The sequence below is a fragment of the Pseudoclavibacter sp. CFCC 14310 genome, assembly GCF_008831165.1.
GTDB lineage: Bacteria > Actinomycetota > Actinomycetes > Actinomycetales > Microbacteriaceae > Pseudoclavibacter_A.
In genome coordinates this window covers 159606-181577 of the sequence record NZ_WBKC01000003.1, presented here as the reverse complement: position 1 = coordinate 181577, position 21972 = coordinate 159606, and the positions used below count along the sequence as shown (strand labels likewise).

Below are 21972 nucleotides of genomic sequence, written 5' to 3'. Positions count from 1 at the left end.
TAGCCTCGTGGCACATGAGTCGACGGCGAGACGTCGGCTCACAACCGGCTGACTCAACCGGATCGGCCGCCTGGACGAGAGGTGCAGACCATGAGCGAGACGACGAGAGACGAGACCGCACGCCGAGCCGAGACGCTCAGGGCGCTGCATCGTGACCCGAGCATTCTGCGGGTCGTCAATGTGTGGGATGCGATCACGGCCAAAGTGGTCTCAGACCTGCCCGGCACTCAGGCCCTGGCCACAGCGGGGCACTCCATCGCGGCCAGTCATGGTTTCTCTGACGGTGAGATTCCGCTCGACCTGCTGCTCGCTGCGACGGCCCGTATCGTGGCCGCGACCGACCTGCCCGTCAGCGCAGATCTCGACGACGGGCATGGCGATGCCGCAGAGACGGTTCGTCGTGCCATCGACATCGGCGTGGTGGGGGCCAATATCGAAGATCGGCTGCGACCCGTGGACGAATCAGCAGAGACGGTGCGTCGTGTGGTCGCCGCGGGGGAGAGCGCGGGAGTCGACTTTCAGCTGAACGCACGAACCGACGCGTTCGTGCTCGGCGGTGAACGACCGATCGATGTCGTGATCGACGATGCGATCTCACGCGGCCGGGCCTACCTCGACGCCGGAGCGGCGTTGGTCTTCGTGCCCGGTGTGCTCGACCGTGAGACGACCGAGCGGCTGGTGGACGGCATCGGAGAAGGCCGCCTCAGCGTCATCGGGCTGCCAGGTGCGCTGAGTGCCCGGGAATACGAACAGCTGGGTGTGGCACGCATCTCGTACGGGCCGATGACGCAGCGGCATGCGCTGCGCGCACTGCGTGATCTGGGCAACAGCCTCTATGACGACGGCGTGATCCCAGAAGACACCCCCGAACTCAACTGACCGCGCCTGAGCGTGTGGCGGCAGGGCTTCTGCGGCGCCACGATGCCGAGCAGGGTCAGGCAGGCGAGTCTCGGGTGAGGCTCACGTGGCGTCGCGGCCGTACCTCTGACGCAGGTCTGCGAGACGGCTGATGAGATGGCTGCGCAGCGGCAGGCCGGGGGTCTCGGTGTTGGTCGCCGCGTGGCTGTCTCGCGGATGCGAGTGGAACAGATCGAGGTCGTCGTCGATCGTCTCTGCAGCGTCGAGATCGTGCACCTGCTGGTGCAGGTCGGCCATGAGCTCGTCGAGGGCCGTGGCCTGCTGAGCTGACTCGTGCAGCTGCCGCTCGATCTGTTCGGGAACGTCGTGGCGGTATTTGTAGTAGATCTTGTGCTCGAGCGATGCCCAGAAGTCCATTGCGATGGTGCGGATCTGAATCTCGACGGTCACCGGCACCGTGCCTGACGAGAGGAACACCGGCACCGAGACGATCATATGCAGGCTTCGGTAGCCGTTGGGCTTGGGCTGATGCACATAGTCTTTGACCTGGATCACGGTGAGGTCGTCTTGGCGCAGCAGAGCGCGGTAGATCTGTTCGATGTCAGAGACGAAGCTGCACGTGATGCGCACGCCGGCGATGTCGGTGATCTCGGCGCGAATGGAGTCGAAGTCGGGAGCGATGCCTTTGCGCTCGATTTTGTCGAGCAGACTCTCTGGCGATTTGAGCCGGGACTTCACGTGCTCGATCGGGTTCTCGCTGTGCAGGTGGGCGAACTCGTCACGAAGGATGTTCACTTTGGTGAGCACCTCGTCGATGGCGAACTTGTACTGCAGCAGAAAGCCGGTGAACTGCTTTCTGAGATGACGCCAGTGAGCGACGTCGTCGTCGCCCAGCAGCGTCAGATCCTGGGTGGCGATGCGAGGTACGAGCTCGTAGTCAGCGGTCATGAGATACACGTTAGCCTGCCGTTCTCAGCAGAGACTGTGGATCGCGCTGCTGCAGGGTTCTTGAGCCCCGGTCGTCGGTCTGCTGCTGCGCCTGCACGTCGACGAGATTCCACGCCATCGACCCCGTGACGCTGATGCCTCTTGCTCCGCTGCGGCGGGTGACTCCTCGTACGAGCATCAATTGGGTGCGAAAGACTCCGCTGCGGATGCGCTCTTGGGCCTCAGCGAAGAAGACGATGTTGCTCACCCCGGTGCCGTCGTCGAGTGATACGAACACCACTCGGCGGCCTCCGCGCATCGGAGGAGTGTTCGTCGCACGGCGCACCCCGGCTACCAGCACCTCGCTGCCACCGGGCAGGCCGACGAGATCACGCGCCGGGGTCACGCCCAAACGCCGGAACAGCGGGTGGAAGCGCGAGACCACGTGGTGCTCGACGCCGATGCCGAGATGCTCGATCTCAAGATCGGTCTGGGTGCGCGCGTGCAGGTCGGTCACGGGCGCCGCTGCATGATGAATGGTCGGCAGATCAAGGTCGAAGGCCAGCTGCCGAGGCGGAATGCGTATGGGTGTGGCGGTGATCGACCTGATCAGAGCGAGCAGCTCATGACGTCGTCTGGGATCATGCCCGATGAACGCGTCGAGCGCGCCGACTCTGGCCAGTGCCTCGAACGTGCTGCGACGAGGGCGCACGCGATCGCGAAAGTCCTGCAGATTCGCAAAAGGCTGATGCGCGACCAGTCGCTCCTGCTCGGCTCGAGTGCTGCCGACCAGCTCGGCCACCGACACCCGGATGCCCAGACTCGGGGCCTGGCGGTCGGGCAGCCGCTCGACCCGGTAGTCGAGCCCGGAACGCTGCACGTCGAGCGGCAGCAGCGGGACGCCCAGGCGACGTGCCTCGGAGAGCAGCAGGTCTTTGGGCCACATGCCCGGGTCGTGGGTCAGCAGACCGGCGAGGAACTCGGCCGGATGATGGGTCTTCAGCCAGGCGGACTGATAGGTGGGCAGGGCGAAGGCCGCACCATGCGCCTTCGCGAAGCCGAAGCTGGCGAATCCCCGCAGCATCCGCCAGCAACGATCGGTCACCGACGACGGGATGCCTCGCAGCGACGCATTGCGAAAGACCATCTGCTCGATCTGGTCGAGCTGCTGATCGTCGGCCATTGCACGGCGGAGCACATCGGCCTTCGCCAGACCGCAGCCGGTGAGCTCGTCGAGCAGACGCATCACCTGCTCGTGGAAGACCACGACTCCCATCGTCTCTCGCAGAATCGGATCGATGCGCGGGTGAATGACCGCCGGAGACACTTCGCCGTGACGAGCCTGCAGATACTGCAGCGGCATGTTGTTCTTCATCGGGCCGGGCCGGAACAGGCTGATGTCGACAGTGAGGTCGTTGAACTGCTCGGGCTGCAGCTTGCCGACCAGCTCCATCTGCCCTGGTGACTCGATCTGGAAGATGCCCAAGGTGTGCGTCGAGCGAATCGTCTCGAAGGTCGCCGGGTCGTCGAGCGGCAGGGCGTCGAGATCGAGCGGCGTCTCGTGCAGCCGGTTCACCTCGCTCACCGCATAGGCCATCGCTGACTGCATTCGCACGCCGAGCACGTCGAGCTTGATGAGCCCCATCGGGTCGACACTGTGCTTGTCGAACTGCGACATGGGCAGCCCGATGCCCGAGGGCTGCACCGGGGTGCGGTCGAGCAGCGAGAGATCGGAGACAATGACCCCGCAGGGATGCATGGAGATGTGTCTCGGCAGTGCGTCGAGACGCTCGGTGGCGTCGACGAGCAGATCAAGCTGCGGGCTGGTGCGCACCTGCTCGGCGAAGTCGGCGAGTTCGGGCTTCTCGGCCAGCGCCCGCCGAAAGCCGCCGGCGCTGAACCTCCACAGTTCTTTGGCGATCGCGTCGATGCGCTCGGCCTCGATGCCCAGAGCGAGCCCGGCATCGCGCACCGCGCCACGGGAGCGATAGGTGTTCGTCATCGACATCAGCGTCACCCGCTGGTCGCCGAACTCGGCGAAGATGCGCCGGTAGACGTCATGGCGCCGGGCAGACTCGACGTCGAGATCGATGTCGGGCAGCGTGCGGCGCTCGGGCGAGAGAAAACGTTCCCAGAGCAGCCCATTGTCGAGCGGTTCGACGCCTGAGATGCGCAGCAGATAATTCAGCATCGAGCCGACCCCAGACCCACGGGCCTGCACCCGCACCCCCATCTCGCGAATCAGGTCGACGACTTTGGCGACGGTCAGAAAGTACGGGGCGAACCCCAACGTCTCGATGTCGGCGAGCTCATGATCGAGACGATCGTGCACCGCATGCAGGCGGGCGGGGTCTGCCTGGGCGTACCGATCGGGGACAGCAGCTCTGGCGCGCATGGTCAGCGCGCGCATCGGGTCTCCTTCGATTCCGATCACACCGGCCTCTGGCATGCGCGGATGCCCCCAGCCGAGATCGACTTCGGGGTCGAGCGTGCACCGTTCGGCGAGACGCTCGGTGGCGGCGAGCAGATCTGTCGCGGTGGTCGTGTGGTCGCTCACGTCGACGACCATGCGGGCAATGCGCCGCATGGCGGAGGCCGGCTTCAGCCAGGCCTGTCCGGTGGCGGTGAGGCGACGGTCGCGGTCGAGGTCGTCGAGCGGCAGCAGCGTACGCGCAGAGTCTGAGATGTCTGCAGTGGCTGCCTCATCTGGCTCGCCGTATCGAACCTGATTGGTGAGCACGGCCGTGAGCCCATGCGCCTCGGCCAGCGAGAGCATCCGTGTGGCCGGTGTGACGCTGCCGGGCTGTCCCGGCTCGGCCAGCCAGCACACCACCTCGACGGCCAGCAGCTCGCGCGGCACCAGTCGGCACCAGGCGCGCAGCGCCGCACGAGCCTCGGGCAGCCGGCGCGCCTCGACCAGTCGGCCGACGTCGCTGGACGGGCCGAGCAGCACGCTCAGGTGCGGCCGTTCGCGCAGCAGCTCGCTGAGCGCGTCACGGCTGAGCGAAGGGGCCGAAGAACGGCGCGCTCTCGGGCCGGGATCGTGTGCAGCGGTCACCATGCGGCACAGCGCGGCATAGCCTTGGCCATGCCCGGCCTGTGCCCACTGCGTGGAGTCGCTGCGGCCGACTGCGCCATGGGCGAGCAGCACGACACGGCCAAGCGGTTCGGCCAGACTGCCATGCACGGCGAGATCTGCGCCCAGGATCGGCGCGAGCGCCGCATCTCGGCAGGCCTGCACATGGGCCACCGCACCATAGACCCCGTCTCGGTCGGTGAGGGCGAGACGTTCGGCGTCGGCGCTCGACGCCAGCTCGGCGAGGCGTCTCGGGGTGGTGCAGCCGTAGTGCGTGGAGAAGCCCGAATGCACGTGCAGGTGTGTGAACGGAGGCATGCCGGTCACTCCCAGACGAGCTGGAGTCGCCAGCCGTCGTCAGGCAGGCGCAGCAGGTCGTAGGTGTGAAAGTCGTCGCCCGTGCACGAGGCATCGACGCGCCAGAGCTCCTGATCGACGCGCTGGCGGGGTGCGCAGGCTGTTGCCGCTGCGCTCGTCGTCGGATGAGCGCTCACCGCGCTCGCAGCGGGGGAGGACTGGGGCGCACACCACCAGCGCCTTCGGTGAAAGAAGCTCTGCGGCACCCCGACGATCTCGTACTCGAAACGGCGCCAGACGAAACTGCGCGGCTCGCCCTCGTGCGAGAGCTCGACGGTGATCGCCTCATCGATCTTGCGTGGCATCATGGCCTCCTGCTGTGCTCACTGGTTCGAACATATGTTCGAATGATCACAGCGTAGAGGTGCCCTCCGACATCGGCAACGACGACTGATGGTCGCACGCCTGCGCGCGCCGATCACGCCTCGGCCATGGCATCCACCGGCCGTTCGGGCTGGCCGCACCGAGCACGTCAAGTCGGGTGCGGGCTCGTGCCAGCAGATCGTCAGGAACGTCTTCTGCACGAGACTGCTGACTGCTCTCGGCTGACCCGTCAGCAGCGCGAAGCTGCCAGGAGACAGTCTGGCCCATACCTTTCTCGATGCCGCGACTCAGGCTGAAGCTCCATCTGGCGCGACGCGGTTCGCTTACGTTCTCGGCGAGGCCGCCCTCTGCGATTGCGAGCGTCTGCCACCTGAGCTCGTCTGCGCAGCCCTCCCACGTCTCGGCGCAGGCGTCGCACCCGCACGAGGGATAGAACTCGTCGAAAAGCGCGCCGGCGTATACCCGAACACCTGGGAAGTCCGTGAGGACGATCACCATCGGTGCGCAGGCGTCGTCATTCGGTGTCAGCCGCACCGCTCGCACGGTCTCGGCTGCGGTCGGTGCGTTCAGCAGTTCGGCGGTGACCGCGAATCCGTCTTCACGACGCACGTCGTAGACCGACGTCAAATGCTCGATGAGCTCTGTCGCCACCGTGTGCAGCGGAGCGAATCGATCCGGGTCGCTGAAGACGCTGAGACCGACGGCTGGTGACGCCGCGGTGCGGTCAGAGCGTGAGAGCCGGAACATAGGGCCATTCTTCCGTTTTTCCGCCGGCCGCAACAGCTTCAGCGCCCGCATCCGTCAGGCGGGCTCGATTCCTCTCAAATCGCGAGAGTTCAGAACTCCTCGTATGTGGCGGGATCCTGACCGTTGAGTCGACCGTCTTCGCGAGCCAGCCCGTCGATCGCGGCGAGATCCTCGTCGCTCAGGTCGAAGTCGAACACATCGAGGTTGCTGATCTGCCGATCGGAGTGCGTCGCCTTCGGAATCGGGACCACGCCGTTCTGCAGGTGCCACCGCAGGACGACCTGAGCCACGGTGCGCTCGTGCGCGTGAGCGATCTGCTCAAGCGTCTCGTTCTGCAGAATCTCGCTGGCTCGGCCGAGCGGACTCCACGCCTCGGTGACGATGCCGTGCTCTGTGTTCCAGCGCACCGCCTCGTGCTGCGGAAATCTCGGGTGCAGCTCGATCTGGTTCACGCTCGGCAGCACACCGGTCTCGCGCTCGAGACGTTCGAGGTGCTCGGGCAGAAAGTTGCTCACGCCGATGCGACGCGTCAGCCCGCGCTCGCGCGCCTCGATCAGCGCCTGCCATGCCTCGACGTAGCGGTCGGTCAGCGGGTTCGGCCAGTGGATCAGCAGCAGATCGAGATGATCGAGACCGGTGCGATAGACCGACTCTTCGATCGTGGGAACGGCCTGGTCGAACGCATGGTGGCGGCCGGGCAGCTTCGAAGTGACGACGATCTCGTCACGCGGCACGCTGCTGAGGCGCACCCCGGCGCCGACCGCGCCCTCGTTCTCATAGTTGAAGGCGGTGTCGATCAGGCGGTAGCCGTTGTCGATCGCCTGGGCGACCGTTTCGGCACCCGCACGCCCGTTCAGGCGGTAGGTGCCGAAACCGATCGCCGGCAGGGTGGTGCCGTCGTTCAGGGTGTGCGAGGTCTGCGTGTTCTCGGGGGAAGTGCTCATGCCAACGACCTTAGGCCGCGGCCTCGTCTCCTGCCACCTCCTCATGCACGCCGGCCGCGTTGGTCTCGACCGATGCCGAACCCGCACGACCCGTGTGGTCGTCTGCGTCTTCGAAGCGCACCTGCAGACGGGCGTCGGCCGAAGTGCCTGCCGCGTCGGCATCCGCCGTCGTCTCTGCAGACGCCAGATCGACCGTCACCACCGTGCCGCTCGCCTCCGAGACCAGCAGGTCGGCGATGCGATCGTCGACCTCGCGCTGTACCGTGCGGCGCAGCGGACGAGCCCCGTACTCGGGCTCGAAGCCGTGTTCGGCGAGCCAGTCGACCGCCTGGTCGCTGATCTGCAGGCGGATGCCCTGGTCGGCCAGCCGCTCGGCCGTCGCCGCGATCATGGTGCGTGCGATCAGCCTCACCTGCTCACGCGAGAGACGACGGAACAGCACGATCTCGTCGATGCGGTTGAGGAACTCCGGTCGCATCGCCTCACGAAGCCGGCCCATCACCCGATCGCGCAGCGCCCGCTCCGAACCGAAGCCCGTCGCGTCGTCGCCGGTGTTCGCGACGAAGCCGAGCGCTCCCGACCGTGAGGCCAGAAACTCGGAGCCGATGTTCGAGGTCATGATGACCACGGTGTTGCGAAAGTCGACGGTGCGCCCCTGGCCGTCGGTCAGCCGCCCGTCGTCGAGCACCTGCAGCAACAGGTTGAACACGTCGGGGTGCGCCTTCTCGATCTCGTCGAGCAGCAGCACCGAGTACGGCCTGCGCCGCACGGCCTCGGTGAGCTCGCCGGCCTCGTCATAGCCGACGTAGCCCGGGGGAGCGCCCACCAGCCGCGCTGCGGTGTGCTTCTCGCCGAACTCCGACATGTCGAAGCGCAGCAGCGCGTGCTCGTCGCCGAACAGACTGGCCGCGAGCGTCTTGGCCAGCTCGGTCTTGCCGACCCCGGTCGGGCCGAGGAACAGAAAGCTGCCCACGGGCCGGTTCGGGTCGCCCAGACCGGTGCGGCCACGACGCACGGCCCGAGCCACCGCGGCGACCGCGTCATGCTGACCGATCACGCGCTCGTGCAGTTCGCTCTCGAGGTGCGCGAGCCGTGTGCGCTCGCCCTCGCTGATGCGATCGACGGGAACACCTGTTCGGCGCGCGACCACCTCGGCGATCTGTCGCTCGTCGACCACCGCCTCGGTCGGTGCCGGCGCCGAACTCGTCGTCGCGGCGTGCTGATGCTCGATGCGGGCATTGTGCGCGCTCGCCGCGTCAAGAGCCGCCTGCACCTGTTCGATGCGGTCGCGAATCTGGCCGGCCTGCTCATACTGCTCGGTCGACGCTGCGGCGTTCTTCTCGGCCTCCAACTCCATGAGCTGGCGCATCAGCGCCTGCGTGTCGATGCGATCGCCGAGCCGCAGACGCAGCCTGGCTCCGGCCTGGTCGATCAGGTCGATCGCTTTGTCGGGCAGACGACGATCGGGCAGGTAACGGGCCGACAGACGCACGGCGGCGTCGAGCGCGGCATCCGTGTACCGCACGTCGTGATGCTCGGCGAAGGCGGGCGCGACGCCGTGCAGAATGCGCACGGCGACGTCCTCCGACGGCTCGTCGACGGCGACCGGCTGGAACCGGCGCTCCAAGGCGGGATCCTTCTCGATCCTGCGATATTCGTCGAGCGTGGTCGCGCCGATCATATGCAGCTCGCCTCGAGCCAGCCTTGGCTTGAGCATGTTGGCCGCGTCGAGGCCGTCGCCCATGCCGCTGCCGCCGGCACCGACGACCGTGTGCAGCTCGTCGATGAAGACGATGAGCTCATCGCGATGCGCGGTGATCTCGTCGAGCAGCTTGGTCAGGCGCTCTTCGAAGTCGCCGCGAAAGCGCGTGCCGGCCACCATCGACGCCAGGTCGAGAGAGACCAGGCGACGCCCGGCGATCGCGTGCGGAACCTCGTCGTCGACGATCGCCTGCGCGAGGCCCTCGACGACGGCGGTCTTGCCGACGCCGGCCTCGCCGACGAGCACGGGGTTGTTCTTGGTGCGGCGCGAGAGGATCTCGACGGTCTGCTCGATCTCGTCGGCACGACCGATCACCGGATCGAGTCGGCCGTCGCGTGCCTGTGCCGTCAGATCGGTGCCGAAGCGATCGAGCATCGGGGTCTGCGATGTGGCGGATGCATCAGTCTGCTCCGCATCGCCGCCTGCGTCCGCCTCCGATGAGCCGGAGTTCGCAGCCGCAGCGTCGTCGACGGGTGCCACGTCATCGGGCTGCCGGGCAGACTGCCGCATCGAATCGATCAGCGACTGCGCGGTCACGCCGAACCCTGCCAGGATCTGTGCGGAAGGCGCATCCTGTGCGAGCACGAGTGCGAAGAAGAGATGCTCCAGATCGACATAGGTCGAACCCGAGGCGCGGGCGACCTGGAAGGCATGGAAGAGGGCGCGCTGCAGCGAGGGCGTGACGTCGGGGGCCTCGGTGACGGTCGCGCCGTCACGAGCGACGGGCAGCCGAGCTTCGACCTCGTGAGCGAGCTGCTGAACGCTCACGCCCATGCGGGTGAGCACGTCGTGCACTGGGGCGTTCTCGGCGAGCACGCGCAGCATGTGCAGGGCGTCGACCTCGGTCTGACCTCTTCTGACCGCGTACGATCCGGCCTCGGCCAGAGCCTGCTGTGTGCGCTGGGTCAGAAACCTGCTGATGTCGATGGTGCGCTGGCCTTCGGCAGCCTGCTGCCGTGCCTGCTGTGCGTTCAGGTAGCGTGCGAGAAACTCGTCGAATGATCCCTGCCCGCTCGGTTCGCGTTCGCTCCCGTTCTGGGGGTTGTTCTCTGGCACAGTACCTCCTCGTCGGTGTCTGCGAGGGCGATACCGATCTGACAGTCGTTCAGACGTCGCCACCCTCAAAGTTGAGTGCCGTACGCTCAACCTAACGTCCGGGTGTCGCAGGTATTCCCCTGCGTCGCTTCCGTTCGCGGCATCACGAGCGCCATGCCTTAAACTGAACGGCATGCCCTCCGCCAGCCCGCTGCGCATCGCCATGATCTCGCTGCACACGAATCCCTATGGCGACCCCGGCACGGGCGACGTCGGCGGCATGAACATCGTGATCCAGCACCTTGCGGCCGAACTGGCCGCGCTCGGTCACCAGGTCGATGTGATCACACGCCGCAGCGCTCCCGAGCAGCCCGACGCCATCGAGCTCGCCCCCAGACTCATGCTGCGCACGATCACGGCCGGGCCCGAGCATCCGCTGCCCAAAGCCGAGCATGAGGCGTACATCGACGCCTTCGCCGGGCAGCTGCGGGCACTCGGCGACTACGACGTGATCCACGCGCATCACTGGTACTCCGGTCTGGCGGCCCTGCCCGTCGCTCGGGAATGCGGCGCGGCGATGCTGCAGAGCTTTCACAGCATCGCGGCAGACGCCGACACCGCACTCGACAACGGCGAGCCTCCCGAGGCGCCCGGGCGTCTCTCGGCAGAGCGCACTCTCGCACGCGAGGCCGATGCAGTGATCACGGTCAGTCATGCCGAGCAGCGCACCGTGGTCGAGCGGCTGGGCGGCGAGCCATCGCGGGTGCACGTGGTGTCTCCCGGTGTGGATGCTCGGTGCTTCCACCCGGGAGAGGCCGCAGTTCCGAGATACGTCGCCGCCGCAGCCCGCATCGAGCCGCTCAAAGGGCTCGACCTCGCCGTCGCCACGATTGCGTCGACTGACGACTCGCTGCGCCCTGATCTGCGCATCGCGGGCGGGCCGAGCAGCCAGGACGGCGGCTGTCTGACGGCTCTGCGCCGACAGACCGCCGACGCGGGCATCGGCGACCGGGTGCACTTCGACGGCGCGATGTCGCACGCCGAGCTGGCCGATCTGATGCGCGGTGCCTCGGTGTTCCTGGTTCCGTCGCACTCTGAGACCTATGGTCTGGTCGCACTCGAGGCAGCCGCAAGCGGGGTGCCGGTGATCGCGATGGCCACGGGAGGCCTTCCCGAGGCGGTGCACGACGGCGAGACCGGTCTGCTCATGCGCGATCGCTCGCCCGAGACCTGGGCGCGCGCGCTGACCCGGCTGCTCGACGACGCCGAGCTGCGCGAGCGCATGGGGCGTGCAGGCCGTGCACTCGCTCTGCAGCGCAGCTGGGCGAAGAGCGCCCGACGGCTCGTGCAGATCTACTGTCAGCAGCGTCGGATGACGCGCTCGACGGTGCAGCCGGTATGACCGCTCGCGAACGCGTCGCCGCTATCGACTGCGGCACGAACACCGTGCGCCTGCTCGTGATCGAGGGGCCCGCACCGACGCGGGAGCTCGTGCGCCGCACACGCACGATCCGTCTCGGCGAGGGCGTCGACCGCACGCATGCCTTCGCACCGGCGGCGCTCGACCGCCTTGGCGTCGCCTTGGCAGACTACCGCCGCGATCTGACGCGTCTCGGCGTCGCAGACGACCGGCTGCGCTTCGTGGCGACGTCGGCGAGCCGCGACGTGCATGACGCGACACCGCTGCGCGACGTCGTCGAATCGACTCTCGGCGTGCGGCCCGAGATCATCAGCGGTGTCGAAGAGGCCGACCTCTCGTACGCCGGCGCACTCACAGGAATGCCGACACAGCCCATGACGCTGGTCGTCGACCTCGGCGGCGGCTCGACCGAGCTCGTCGTCGGACGCAACGGCCGACCGACCGCCGCGTGGTCGATGAACGTGGGCGGCGTGCGCCTCACCGAGCGACACCTCGATGCGCACCGGCCGATGTCGGCGGCACAGCACGCGGCGATGGTCGCCGACGTCGACTGCGCCCTCGACGAAGCCGAGGCTCATGTTTCGCTGGCTGGCGTCGAACGGATCATCGGCGTCTCTGACTCGGTCGGCATGATCGCAGCGGTGACCGCCGGCGTTCGTGCCGAGCGCTTCGGCGAACTGTCGGGCGGATGCTGGAGTCTCGACGCGCTGCAGGCCGCCTGCACTCGTCTGATCGCCGCCGACCCGCATGCGCTTGCCGAGATGGGCGTCGACCGCACACGCACTGACCTGGTCTCCGCAGCTGCGGTGATCTGGTCACGGGTGAGCGCGCGCATCGCCGCCCGCTCACACTGCGACCACGCCGTCTACAGCGAGCATGACATCCTCGACGGCGCCGCTGAGACGTTGCTGGCAGGCGGTCGAGATCGGCGATGAGCAGTTCACGGGGAAGGACGAGTGAGGAGCACCGCAGGTCGACGAAGCCGACATCTCGATCATCGCGCGGCAGGAGCGGATCGCCCGACCGACGCGTGACGACCATCGTGCTGATCGCGACGATGGGAGCCGTCGCCTTCGGCTATGACACGGGCGTGCTCGCGGGCGCGCTGCCGTTTCTCAGTCAGCCGCGAGACGCCGGCGGCCTGGGACTCGACGCCCTGGCCGAAGGCGTCGTCACGTCGGCGCTCGTCTTCGCCGCGAGTCTCGGCGCCCTTGTCGGCGGGCGGCTCGCAGATCGCCTCGGACGCCGCCGAACCCTGCTCTTCGTCTCGCTCGTCTTCGCCGTCGGCGCACTGGGCACCGGGCTTGCGCCGAGCGTCGAGGCGCTGGTGGGGTGTCGGGTGGTGCTGGGCCTCGCCGTCGGAGCCAGCTCGACGATCGTGCCCATCTTCATCGGCGAGATCGCCCCGGCGCGGCGGCGCGCTGGGCTGGTCACCCGAAACCAACTGATGATCGTCACCGGGCAGCTGCTCGCGGCGGTGGCGAACGCTGCGATCGCGCAGGCGTCGTCTGACGGCGAAGCGTGGCGACACATGCTGCTGGTCAGTGCGACCCCGGCCCTGCTGCTGTTCGCCGGGCTCTGGTTCGTCCCGGAGTCGCCGCGCTGGCTGGCGACGCACGGTCGCCCCGAGGCTGCGCGCCGTGTGCTCGAATCGATTCGCAGCACCGGCGAGAGCGAGCGCGAGCTGCAGACGATCACGGCGCTTCACCCCCGGGCGAATGAGCCTGCAGGTGCGACGCAGAGAACGGATCGGCATCCGATGCGGGCCCGCTGGGTGCGCCGTCTCGTGCTGATCGGTGCCGGTCTGGGCATGGTCTCCCAGCTGACGGGCGTGAACTCCGTGATGTACTTCGCACCGAGCATCCTCGCGACCAGCGGGCTCGGCACGCAGGCGGCGCTCACCGCGACCATCGCCACGGGAGTGGTCTCGGTGCTCGCGACGCTCGTCGGCATCCGCGTGCTGCGTCGTCTCGGCCGACGCCCGATCATGATCACCGGGCTGATCGGCGTCGCCTCGTCGCATCTGCTGCTGGGCCTCGCCTTCGCCCTGCCGTTGGGGCCGGCCCAGCCTTGGCTCGTGCTCGCCCTCATGCTGGTGCTGCTCTGCTTCGTGCAGTCGATGGTGTCAGTGGTGTTCTGGCTGATGACGGCCGAGCTGTTCCCGCTGCAGGTGCGGGGACTGGCCGCCGGTGTGGCGGTCTGCGTGCAGTGGCTGTCGAACGGCGTCGTCGCGCTGCTCTTTCCACTGGCCTTCGCGCACCTGGGCGGCGACGTCTACTTCGTCTTCGCCGCGGTCAACGTGCTGAGCGCATGGTTCGTCTGGCGTGCGCTGCCCGAGACGCGAGGGCTGGCGCTCGAAGAGGTCGAGAGGATGCTGCGCCGACGTCTCAGCTGAAGCGATCGACTGCGTAGACTCGGTTCATGCGCTCTGAGACCGACCCTGAGAAGACCGGTGCGAGTTCGACCGTCTGCACACCTGAGATCCGCGTCTACCGCGGTGGCCGACTCGAACGGGAGACCACCTCTCTGACCGAGCTCGAGCAGCTGCAGCACGACGCCGAGCGCACCACGTGGGTCGATCTGCCGACGGCCGATCATGAGGCGCTCGTGCAGATCGCGCAGACGCTGCATCTGCATCCGCTCGCGATCGAAGACGTCGAAGAGAGCCATGAGCGCGCGAAGCTCGTTCGCTACGAGACGCATCTGTTTCTGACGCTGTATGCGATGGCTGCGCCGAACGATGTCGAGTCCGAGCTCGAACGGCATCAGATAGACATCTTTCTGACCAGAAACGTCGTGGTGACCGTGCGACACGGCGACGGCTTCGATCTCGGCGGTGCACGACTGGCCTGGGAAGCGCATCCGACGCTGCTGGCGATCGGCGGCATCACGGTGCTCTGGGCGATCGTCGATCAGATCGTCGACACCCATTTCGACACCGTGCAGCAGCTTGACGAGAGCATCGACGCTCTCGAAGACGAGCTCTTCGGCGACACACCGGACTCCCGCGGCATCCAGCTCAACGCCTATCATCTGCACAAGCGTCTGGTCACCCTGCGTCGGCTGGCGCTGCCGACCAGAGAGATTCTCAGCAGCGTGATCAATCGTGCCGAGCCGCCGCTGCCCGATGCGCTGCGGCCATACTTTCTCGATGTCTATGATCACGTGCTGCGCGTGAGCGACTGGACTGACTCGCTGCGAGACCTGGCCAGCACCATCATCGACACGAACCTCTCGAGCCAGAGCAACCGGATGAACCTGGTGATGAAGAAGCTCACATCGTGGGCGGCCATCATCGCCGTGCCGACGCTGATCACCGGCTTCTTCGGCATGAACGTGAACTTTCCCTATTTTCAGACCGATGTCGGTGCGGTGATCGCCGTGACGCTGATCGCGCTGACCTCGGTTGGGCTCTACGCCTGGTTCAAACGCCTGGACTGGCTGTGAGCCCGGCGGTCTGGGGAGCACTGCTTGCCGCGTCGATCATGGTGAGCCTCACCCCGGGCGCCGGAGCCATCTCGACGATGACGAATGCGCTGAACGTCGGGTGGCGCCGGTCGATCTGGGGCGTGCTCGGCCAGCAGATCGGTCTGCTCATTCTGCTGGTGATCGTGGCCTGCGGGCTGGGTGCGCTGCTCGCACACGCGCCGGGAGTCACCACGGCGATCCGCTACGCCGGCGCCGCCTACCTCGGCTACCTCGGGGTTCGGCAGCTGCTGCTCGCGCGCGCCGTCGGTCGGGTCGCCCAAGACGAGGACACCGACACCGGCGCGGCTGCCGAGAACCAGGCCGCCGATTCGGGGGATGCTGCCGGCGTCAGCCGATACCTGAGACCCGGCGCGATGGTGATGCGCGGAACCTGGGTGAACCTCAGCAACCCCAAGGCGATCATCTTCTTTCTGGCCTTCATGCCGCAGTTCATCGATGCGTCGAAACCGGTCGTGCTGCAGTATGCGGCGGTGATCGTCACCATGATCGTCGTCGACATCTGTGTGATGTGGGGCTTCTTCGCTCCTGCCGCACGCGCGGTCGGGCGATTCGCGCGAAACGCGCATGGTCAGCGTGTGATGAATGCGGTGTTCGGGGTGCTGTATCTTGCGGTCGGCGTGCTGCTGATCTTTCTGCACTGAGGCCTGCCTCAGCGCGACGTAATGCGCGATTCGTCGTGCGGGTGATCGGGCGATGTCGGTGCGACGAAGTACCATGGGCGGCATGAGGCCGATGCGAACGACCCAAAACTCCGCACCGACACCAGGCATGTCGCACACGCACAGATTGGTGAGCACGTCGAGATCGCTGCGTCTGCCGAGATCGACCCTGGCACGACTCTCGGCTCTGCTGCTGGCGGCCACGCTGCTCGCGTTGGCGCTGCTGGCGACGTCCGTCAGACCGGCAGCGGCATCCGTCGACGACTTCAGCTTCGAATCGATGTCTGTCGACTACCACCTGAGCCGCGACGCCGACGGCAGAGCCCGAATCGATGTCACCGAGACTCTGGTCGCCGACTTCCCGAGCTTCGATCAGAACCGCGGTCTCGTGCGCAAGATTCCCCTTGACTATGACGGGGTGGCGCTCGACCCGACGGTCACGGCGGTCTCCGATGACGCCGGCCGCGCAGTGGTGTACGACACCAAGCGCGTCGGAGGCCAGCTCGAAGTGTCTCTCGGCTCAGACGAGTTCGTGCACGGCAGGCAGACCTACGCGCTGAGCTACACCATGCAGAACACCGTGCGTCACTTCGCCGACACCGACACCGACGAGTTCTACTGGGATGTCAACGGCGAGAGCTGGCAGCAGCCGTTCGGGGTCGTCTCTGCGACGCTCACGGTCGATCCCTCGCTCGTCTCCGCCCTGAACGGCCAGGCCTCCTGCTACCAGGGTGCACACGGCTCGACCGCGCGCTGTCAGATCGTGCGTCTCGAAGACGCGGGTGACGCTGCCGCCCGGTTCACCGCGCAGACTGACGGCGGGCTTGCCCCCGCGCAGACCATGACCATCGCGGTCGGCTTCGCTCCGCAGACCTTCGTGATCCCCGAACCTCCCTCACGGGCATGGTGGACGACATGGCTGCCGCTGGGGCTGAGCGCAGTCGCTCTCGGGCTCGCCGTCGCCCTGGTCGTCGTGCGAAGCCGCCGGTGGCGGGACGCCCCGGGGCGTGGAGTGATCGTTCCGGAGTACGCACCGCCCGCTGGGCTTCCGATCGTCGCCGGGGCCGACCTGGTCAACCGGATGAACAGCTGGATGCCGGCCGCAGTCATCGACATGGCGGTTCGCGGCGTCGTTCGCATGGTCGACATCGAACATGTCGGCATGTTCGGCGCCAAGAGACCGAGCTTCGCGATCGAGATGGTCGACCCCGCTCGAATGCAGGCTCATGACGCAGAGGTGCTCGCCGTGCTGGCCGGGCCTCGTCAGCTGCAGCCGGGTGAGCGCGTGGCCATTGAGACGAAGCCCGACCAGCACCGTGCCGAACGTGCGCAGGCGGTGATCGCCGATGTTCAGCAGCGACTCCTCGCCGGCGGGTTCCGAGCCGTACCGACCTCCACGCTGCCGCTTGCCCTGCGCGTGTCAGGGTGGGGCATGATGGCGATCTCCGCCGCGTACGGGCTGTGGGCGCTGGTGCAGGCCGAACGCATCACCTGGTGGCTCATCGCAGCCGGGTTGGCCACGGTGGGGTCGCTGATGCTGCTGTTCGTGGCCCTGCCTCGTCCGAAGACGCTGACCGAAGCGGGTGCCGAGGCAAGAGACGAGGTCAAAGGCCTGAAGATGTACATGGAGCTTGCCGAGCGAGATCGCTTCGCCGTGCTGCAGAGTGTGCAGGGCGCCGAACGCATCGATCTGTCCGACGGCTCGACCAGTGTGCGTCTGAACGAAAGGCTGCTGCCGTGGGCGGTGCTCTGGGGCATCGAAGGCACTTGGGCGAAGCAGCTGCAGGTCGACTACGAGCGCACCGGCAGCCAACCGGGGTGGTATGACTCGATGACGCCGTTCACTGCAGGAGTCCTCGCTTCCAGACTCGCCGCGTTCAACACCGCTGCGACCACTTCGGTGCAGCCGCCCACCTCAGGAGGCAGCTTTTCTGGTGGGGCAGGGGGCGGGGGCTTCGCAGGTGGTGGTGGCGGTGGCGGCGGCGGTGGCGGCCGTTAGCGCTACCGGGTCGCTGCAGCGGCGATCATCGCTCCTGCCATCGTCGACTGCACAGACGCGTCTGCTCTCGAACCGCATCAGATGACGGGGCACTGCTGCAATCGAAAGAAGGGTCAGATGCGATTCTGTCGATGCCGTTTCAGAGCCTGCTGCACCACTGTGCCCACAGTAGACATTGGCGCATCGACGCCGAAGACCACGACGACCGATTCGGCGTCTGAGACGGTCGGCAGCTGAGGGCGGTCATGATTTCCCTCGGCTGCCGACGATTGTGGCTGCGCCTGTGACGGCTCGCCGACGACGGGCGCGAAGATGGTGAGCAGACGATCGAGTTCGACGCTCAGGTCTCGACGGGCCTGGTCTGGTGAGAGCTGATCTCGAATGGCCTGCCGCAGCACGGCATTGTGCGTGGTCGCGACGACGTCGGCGAACTGCAGAGCCTCGATATGTCGCAATGCGGGCAGCTGCTCGCGCAGATATCTGTCGAAGGCCTTCTGATATCGCGTGATGGTAACGATCTCACGATCTCGCAGTTTGTGCGTGGCTCGCACGATGCGATCACGCGAGCGGATGCTGGGAAGACGGGCCAGAAAACGATCGAGCACCAGCAGTGCGGCGTCGATCACGTCTCTGCGTGCGTCGACGGTGACCACCTCACCACGCAGACGTGCGGCGAAGAAGGCATCAACCTGTTCGAGGATGTCATCATGGTCGGCGAAGATCACATCGTCTTTGGTCCCGAACTGACGAAAGAACGTGCTGCGTGACACATGGGCTGCGGCAGCGATGTCGGCGGCGCTCACCTCGTCATATCCCCGGGCGGTGAACAGTGCGAGGGCGATATCGGCCACTTCGACTCGACTCAGCGATGCGGTGCTCATTCGGTCACGCTACCACGCAGGTGCACCCAAGAAATGACACCGCCTCGCATGATCCATCGCAGCAGGCGTATGCCACGCAGTGCTTGGGAAAACCATCCACCGTCGCCGACCTCGTCCGGAGCCTCGCCGAAGCCGACGTCGTCGCCGGACGGTGGGTCTGGAAGACTGGAAACGTTACGTTTAGTTCTCGGATAGGCACGCCCTACGCTGAGAGCGGATGTCTGCAAGCAGGAGGATCATATGTCGACCCCGGAACCAGCGACACGCGCAAAATGGCTGCCCCGCGGCCCCGGCGTGATGTCCGGCTTCTCGACGACGGTCGGCGTGCTGCTGGCAGTGCTTCTGGCCGCTGTCGTCGTCGCGATCATCAAGCCGCTGACCCTGGTGTTCTTCGCCCTCTTCATCACACTCGGACTGGAGCCGGTGATTCGCTGGCTCGAGAGCAAGGGGATGAAGCGCCCGCTGGCGCTCGGCACGGTGCTCGGCGTCGGCCTGCTGATCTTCGGCGTGGTCGTCTGGATGATCGTGCCCGGCATCGTGAAGCAGGTCGGCCAGTTCGTCGACACGGCGCCAAAGAGCTTCGACGAAGTCAGCCAGCGGCCCTGGTTCCTGCACGTGGACGAGCAGTTCAACGGAGCCGCGACCACGACGCTGCACACGATCGAGACGCAGGTGACGAACCCCGACTTCTGGTGGGGCGTCGGCGGTGGAGCCTTCGAGATCGGCCGCGGCGTGGTCGACGCCATGACCGGCACGATCTTCGTGCTGATTCTGACCCTCTACTTCGTGGTCTCCCTCGATCGCATGAAGCAGGCGTTCTCTCTGCTGGTGCCGAAGACGAAGCGGGCGAACGTCATGGACATCACCGAAGAGATCACCGGATCGGTCGGCAGCTACCTCGGGGGCATGGTCGTTCTGGCCTTCTGCAACGCGGTCTTCAGCCTGATCGTGATGACCGTCTTCGGCGTTCCGTTCTCGCTCGTGCTTGCCATGCTCGCGCTGTTCATCACGATGATCCCGCTCATCGGCAGTGTGATCAGCACCGTGCTGATCACTGCGGTCGCCCTGCTCAGCTCACCGCTCACCGCGGTGTTCGTCGCCGTCTGCCTGATCATCTACATGCAGGTCGAGGCATATGTCCTGACTCCGCGCATCGTCGGCACGAGCGTCAACATTCCCGGATCGCTCGTGCTGATCGGCGCGATGGTGGGTGCGACGCTCGCCGGACTGATGGGGGCGCTCGTCGCCTTTCCCGTCGCCGCTTCGATCCTCATCATCGTCAAACGCGTGATCGTGCCCGCTCAGGAGCAGCGCTGAACTGCCCGGCGATGTAACCTGCGCGCAACGCAGGTCGGCGTAGAATCTCCCCTCGGCGTGGCAGGCTCACGACTCTGCGTCGAGCCTGGAGCAGGAGAGCTCCTGTTCCTCGCCGCTTCATGACATTGAGGAGACGACATGGCTCGAGGAGCTTTCGACTGGCGGCTGCACGGAGACGGCGTGCACATCGGACCGGGCGAGGCGGTGGCTCCCGACGAGCGACTGACCTGGCCGCGCACGATCGGCATCGGCACCCAGCATGTAGTCGCCATGTTCGGCTCGACTTTCCTGGTGCCGCTGCTCACCGGATTCCCACCGGCGACGACCCTGCTGTTCTCCGGCCTCGGCACCATCATCTTCCTGCTGCTGACCCGAAACCGGGTGCCCAGCTATCTCGGATCGAGCTTCGCCTTCATCGCCCCGATCGCCGCGGCGCAGAGCGAGCACGGGTACGCGGGCGCGCTCGGCGGCGTCGTGATCGCCGGTGCCACGCTGTTCGTCATCGGTTTGATCGTGCAGTGGGCGGGCGTTCGATGGATTGAGTGGCTGATGCCGCCTGTCGTCACCGGTGCGATCGTCGCTCTGATCGGCCTGAACCTCGCACCCAGCGCCAAGGCGAACTTCGAGGTTGCCCCAATCACCGCGCTGGTGACACTGGGAGCGATCATCCTGTGGGGCGTGCTCTTCCGTGGGTTCCTCGGTCGTCTGTCGATTCTGTTCGGCGTGGTCATCGGCTACGTCACTGCGGTCGTCCGCGGTGAGGTCGACTTCTCGGCCATCGCCGACGCGGCATGGTTCGGACTGCCGCACTTCCAGACGCCCACCTTCCACATCTCGACCGTGGGCCTCTTCGTGCCCGTCGTCTTCGTGCTGATCGCTGAGAACATCGGACATGTGCGGTCGGTCGGCATGATGGTCGGCCGAAATCTCGACGACAACATCGGTCGTGCGCTGATCAGCGACGGTCTTGCCACGGTGCTCGCGGGTTCGGGCGGCGGCTCGGGCACGACCACCTACGCAGAGAACATCGGTGTGATGGCCTCGACCAAGGTGTTCTCGACGGCGGCCTACTGGGTGGCCGGCATCGTCGCCGTTCTGCTGAGTCTCTTTCCCAAGTTCGGAGCGGCGATCGCCACGGTGCCCGCCGGTGTGCTCGGCGGTGCCGGTGTGGTGCTCTACGGCATGATCGGTGTGCTCGGCGTGCGCATCTGGGTCGAGAACAAAGTCGACTTCTCGAAGTCGATCAACCTGACCACAGCCGGGGTCGCGCTGATCATCGCGATCGCCGACTTCACCTGGCAGGCCGGCGACCTGGTGTTCGGCGGCATCGCATTGGGAACCTTCGCCGCCATCGCCGTCTACCACGTCATGCGTGGAGTGACCCAGCTGCGCGGCGGACGCAGCACGACGCCGGTTTCGCCGGCGAGCACGGATCGCGTGGACGAAGCCGCGCACTGATCCACGCGAGTCGGCCGAGCCGGGCCGGCCGTGACATCCTCATCACCATGACACGACTAGGCTGAGAGCATGCGTCTGATCACTCCCAATCACCCCCTCATCGACCACAAGCTGACCGTTCTCCGAGACCGGAGCACCCCGCAGCCGGTGTTCCGTCAGCTCGTCGAAGAGCTCATGACGCTGCTGGCCTACGAGGGAACCCGCGACGTGGCCGTCGAAGACGTCCGCGTCATGACACCCGTAGCCGAGACCACCGGTGTGCGGCTGCAGCAGCCGCTGCCGCTGGTGGTGCCGATCCTGCGCGCAGGTCTCGGCATGCTCGAGGGCATGACGAAACTGCTGCCGACCGCTGAAGTGGGGTTCCTCGGCATGGTGCGCGACGAGCAGACGCTGCAGCCGACGACGTATGCGAAGCGGCTGCCCGACGACCTCAGCGATCGTGCCTGCTTCGTGCTCGATCCGATGCTCGCGACCGGCGGTTCGCTGATCGGCGCGATCGACTACCTCTTCGAACGCGGAGCTCGCAAGGTGACTGCGATCTGCATTCTGGGTGCGCCGCAGGGAGTCGAGGCGGTCGAAAAGCACTTCGAGGGCCGCGATCTCACCGTGGTGCTCGGCGCCGTCGACGAGGGACTGAACGACCAGAGCTACATCGTTCCGGGCCTCGGCGATGCCGGCGATCGGCTCTACGGAACCATCGACTGATCCCTCCCGGGGCC

The 21972-nt window shown here is 66.6% G+C and carries 17 protein-coding genes; 10 read left to right on the top strand and 7 right to left on the bottom strand.

The window, feature by feature from the left end; genetic code table 11:
- Nucleotides 1–90 precede the first annotated feature (90 nt).
- Complete coding sequence (locus F8O06_RS08230) at nt 91–879, top strand: isocitrate lyase/PEP mutase family protein (RefSeq protein WP_158037677.1); 789 nt, start codon at nt 91–93, stop codon at nt 877–879.
- 81 nt (nt 880–960) lie between these two features.
- Here the strand turns inward: F8O06_RS08230 and F8O06_RS08225 are convergent, their stop codons facing one another.
- From F8O06_RS08225 to F8O06_RS08200, 6 genes are all read right to left on the bottom strand, one after another.
- Nucleotides 961–1806 (bottom strand): GTP pyrophosphokinase family protein, encoded by an 846-nt coding sequence (locus F8O06_RS08225; RefSeq protein ID WP_158037678.1) that lies wholly within the window; start codon nt 1804–1806, stop codon nt 961–963.
- 10 nt (nt 1807–1816) lie between these two features.
- Nucleotides 1817–5179: a DNA polymerase III subunit alpha gene (gene dnaE, locus F8O06_RS08220; protein WP_158037679.1), complete on the bottom strand. Its 3363-nt coding sequence runs from the start codon at nt 5177–5179 to the stop codon at nt 1817–1819.
- Between the two features lie 5 nt (nt 5180–5184).
- On the bottom strand, nt 5185–5526 hold the full coding sequence (locus F8O06_RS08215; RefSeq protein WP_158037680.1) for a DUF6504 family protein: 342 nt from the start codon (nt 5524–5526) through the stop codon (nt 5185–5187).
- 43 nt (nt 5527–5569) lie between these two features.
- A complete protein-coding gene (locus F8O06_RS08210) occupies nt 5570–6289 on the bottom strand; it encodes a DUF6226 family protein (protein ID WP_158037681.1) in 720 nt (239 codons plus the stop codon).
- Between the two features lie 89 nt (nt 6290–6378).
- Nucleotides 6379–7233, bottom strand: a complete 855-nt coding sequence (locus tag F8O06_RS08205) for an aldo/keto reductase (protein ID WP_158037682.1) — start codon at nt 7231–7233, stop codon at nt 6379–6381.
- 10 nt (nt 7234–7243) lie between these two features.
- The gene (locus F8O06_RS08200) at nt 7244–10051 is read right to left on the bottom strand and encodes an ATP-dependent Clp protease ATP-binding subunit (protein WP_225733394.1); all 2808 of its coding nucleotides are present in this window, start codon (nt 10049–10051) and stop codon (nt 7244–7246) included.
- A 172-nt stretch (nt 10052–10223) separates the two neighbouring features.
- Between F8O06_RS08200 and F8O06_RS08195 the strand changes: the two genes are divergently transcribed.
- From F8O06_RS08195 to F8O06_RS12250, 6 genes are all read left to right on the top strand, one after another.
- Nucleotides 10224–11432 carry a glycosyltransferase gene (locus F8O06_RS08195; protein ID WP_158037684.1) on the top strand — a complete coding sequence of 403 codons (1209 nt, stop codon included), beginning with the start codon at nt 10224–10226 and terminating at the stop codon, nt 11430–11432.
- Nucleotides 11429–12385 carry an exopolyphosphatase gene (locus tag F8O06_RS08190; RefSeq protein ID WP_158037685.1) on the top strand — a complete coding sequence of 319 codons (957 nt, stop codon included), beginning with the start codon at nt 11429–11431 and terminating at the stop codon, nt 12383–12385. Before F8O06_RS08195 ends, F8O06_RS08190 begins: the two co-directional genes overlap by 4 nt.
- 95 nt (nt 12386–12480) lie before the next feature.
- Nucleotides 12481–13845 carry a sugar porter family MFS transporter gene (locus F8O06_RS08185; protein WP_263970002.1) on the top strand — a complete coding sequence of 455 codons (1365 nt, stop codon included), beginning with the start codon at nt 12481–12483 and terminating at the stop codon, nt 13843–13845.
- Between the two features lie 26 nt (nt 13846–13871).
- Nucleotides 13872–14897 carry a magnesium transporter CorA family protein gene (locus F8O06_RS08180; RefSeq protein WP_158037687.1) on the top strand — a complete coding sequence of 342 codons (1026 nt, stop codon included), beginning with the start codon at nt 13872–13874 and terminating at the stop codon, nt 14895–14897.
- The gene (locus tag F8O06_RS08175) at nt 14894–15580 is read left to right on the top strand and encodes a LysE family transporter (protein WP_158042597.1); all 687 of its coding nucleotides are present in this window, start codon (nt 14894–14896) and stop codon (nt 15578–15580) included. The genes F8O06_RS08180 and F8O06_RS08175 overlap by 4 nt, the downstream gene beginning before the upstream one ends.
- Nucleotides 15581–15728: 148 nt before the next feature.
- Nucleotides 15729–17597, top strand: a complete 1869-nt coding sequence (locus F8O06_RS12250) for a DUF2207 domain-containing protein (RefSeq protein WP_192496835.1) — start codon at nt 15729–15731, stop codon at nt 17595–17597.
- A gap of 113 nt (nt 17598–17710) precedes the next feature.
- Here the strand turns inward: F8O06_RS12250 and F8O06_RS08165 are convergent, their stop codons facing one another.
- Complete coding sequence (locus tag F8O06_RS08165) at nt 17711–18478, bottom strand: TetR/AcrR family transcriptional regulator (RefSeq protein ID WP_158037688.1); 768 nt, start codon at nt 18476–18478, stop codon at nt 17711–17713.
- Nucleotides 18479–18718: 240 nt separating this feature from the next.
- On the opposite strand from F8O06_RS08165, the gene F8O06_RS08160 reads away from it, so the two are divergent.
- From F8O06_RS08160 to upp, 3 genes are all read left to right on the top strand, one after another.
- The gene (locus tag F8O06_RS08160) at nt 18719–19795 is read left to right on the top strand and encodes an AI-2E family transporter (protein WP_158037689.1); all 1077 of its coding nucleotides are present in this window, start codon (nt 18719–18721) and stop codon (nt 19793–19795) included.
- Nucleotides 19796–19933: 138 nt separating this feature from the next.
- Nucleotides 19934–21253, top strand: coding sequence for a uracil-xanthine permease family protein (locus F8O06_RS08155; RefSeq protein WP_158037690.1), 1320 nt, complete (start codon nt 19934–19936; stop codon nt 21251–21253).
- A 69-nt stretch (nt 21254–21322) separates the two neighbouring features.
- Nucleotides 21323–21958 carry a uracil phosphoribosyltransferase gene (gene upp / locus F8O06_RS08150; protein WP_158037691.1) on the top strand — a complete coding sequence of 212 codons (636 nt, stop codon included), beginning with the start codon at nt 21323–21325 and terminating at the stop codon, nt 21956–21958.
- Nucleotides 21959–21972: the final 14 nt, after the last annotated feature.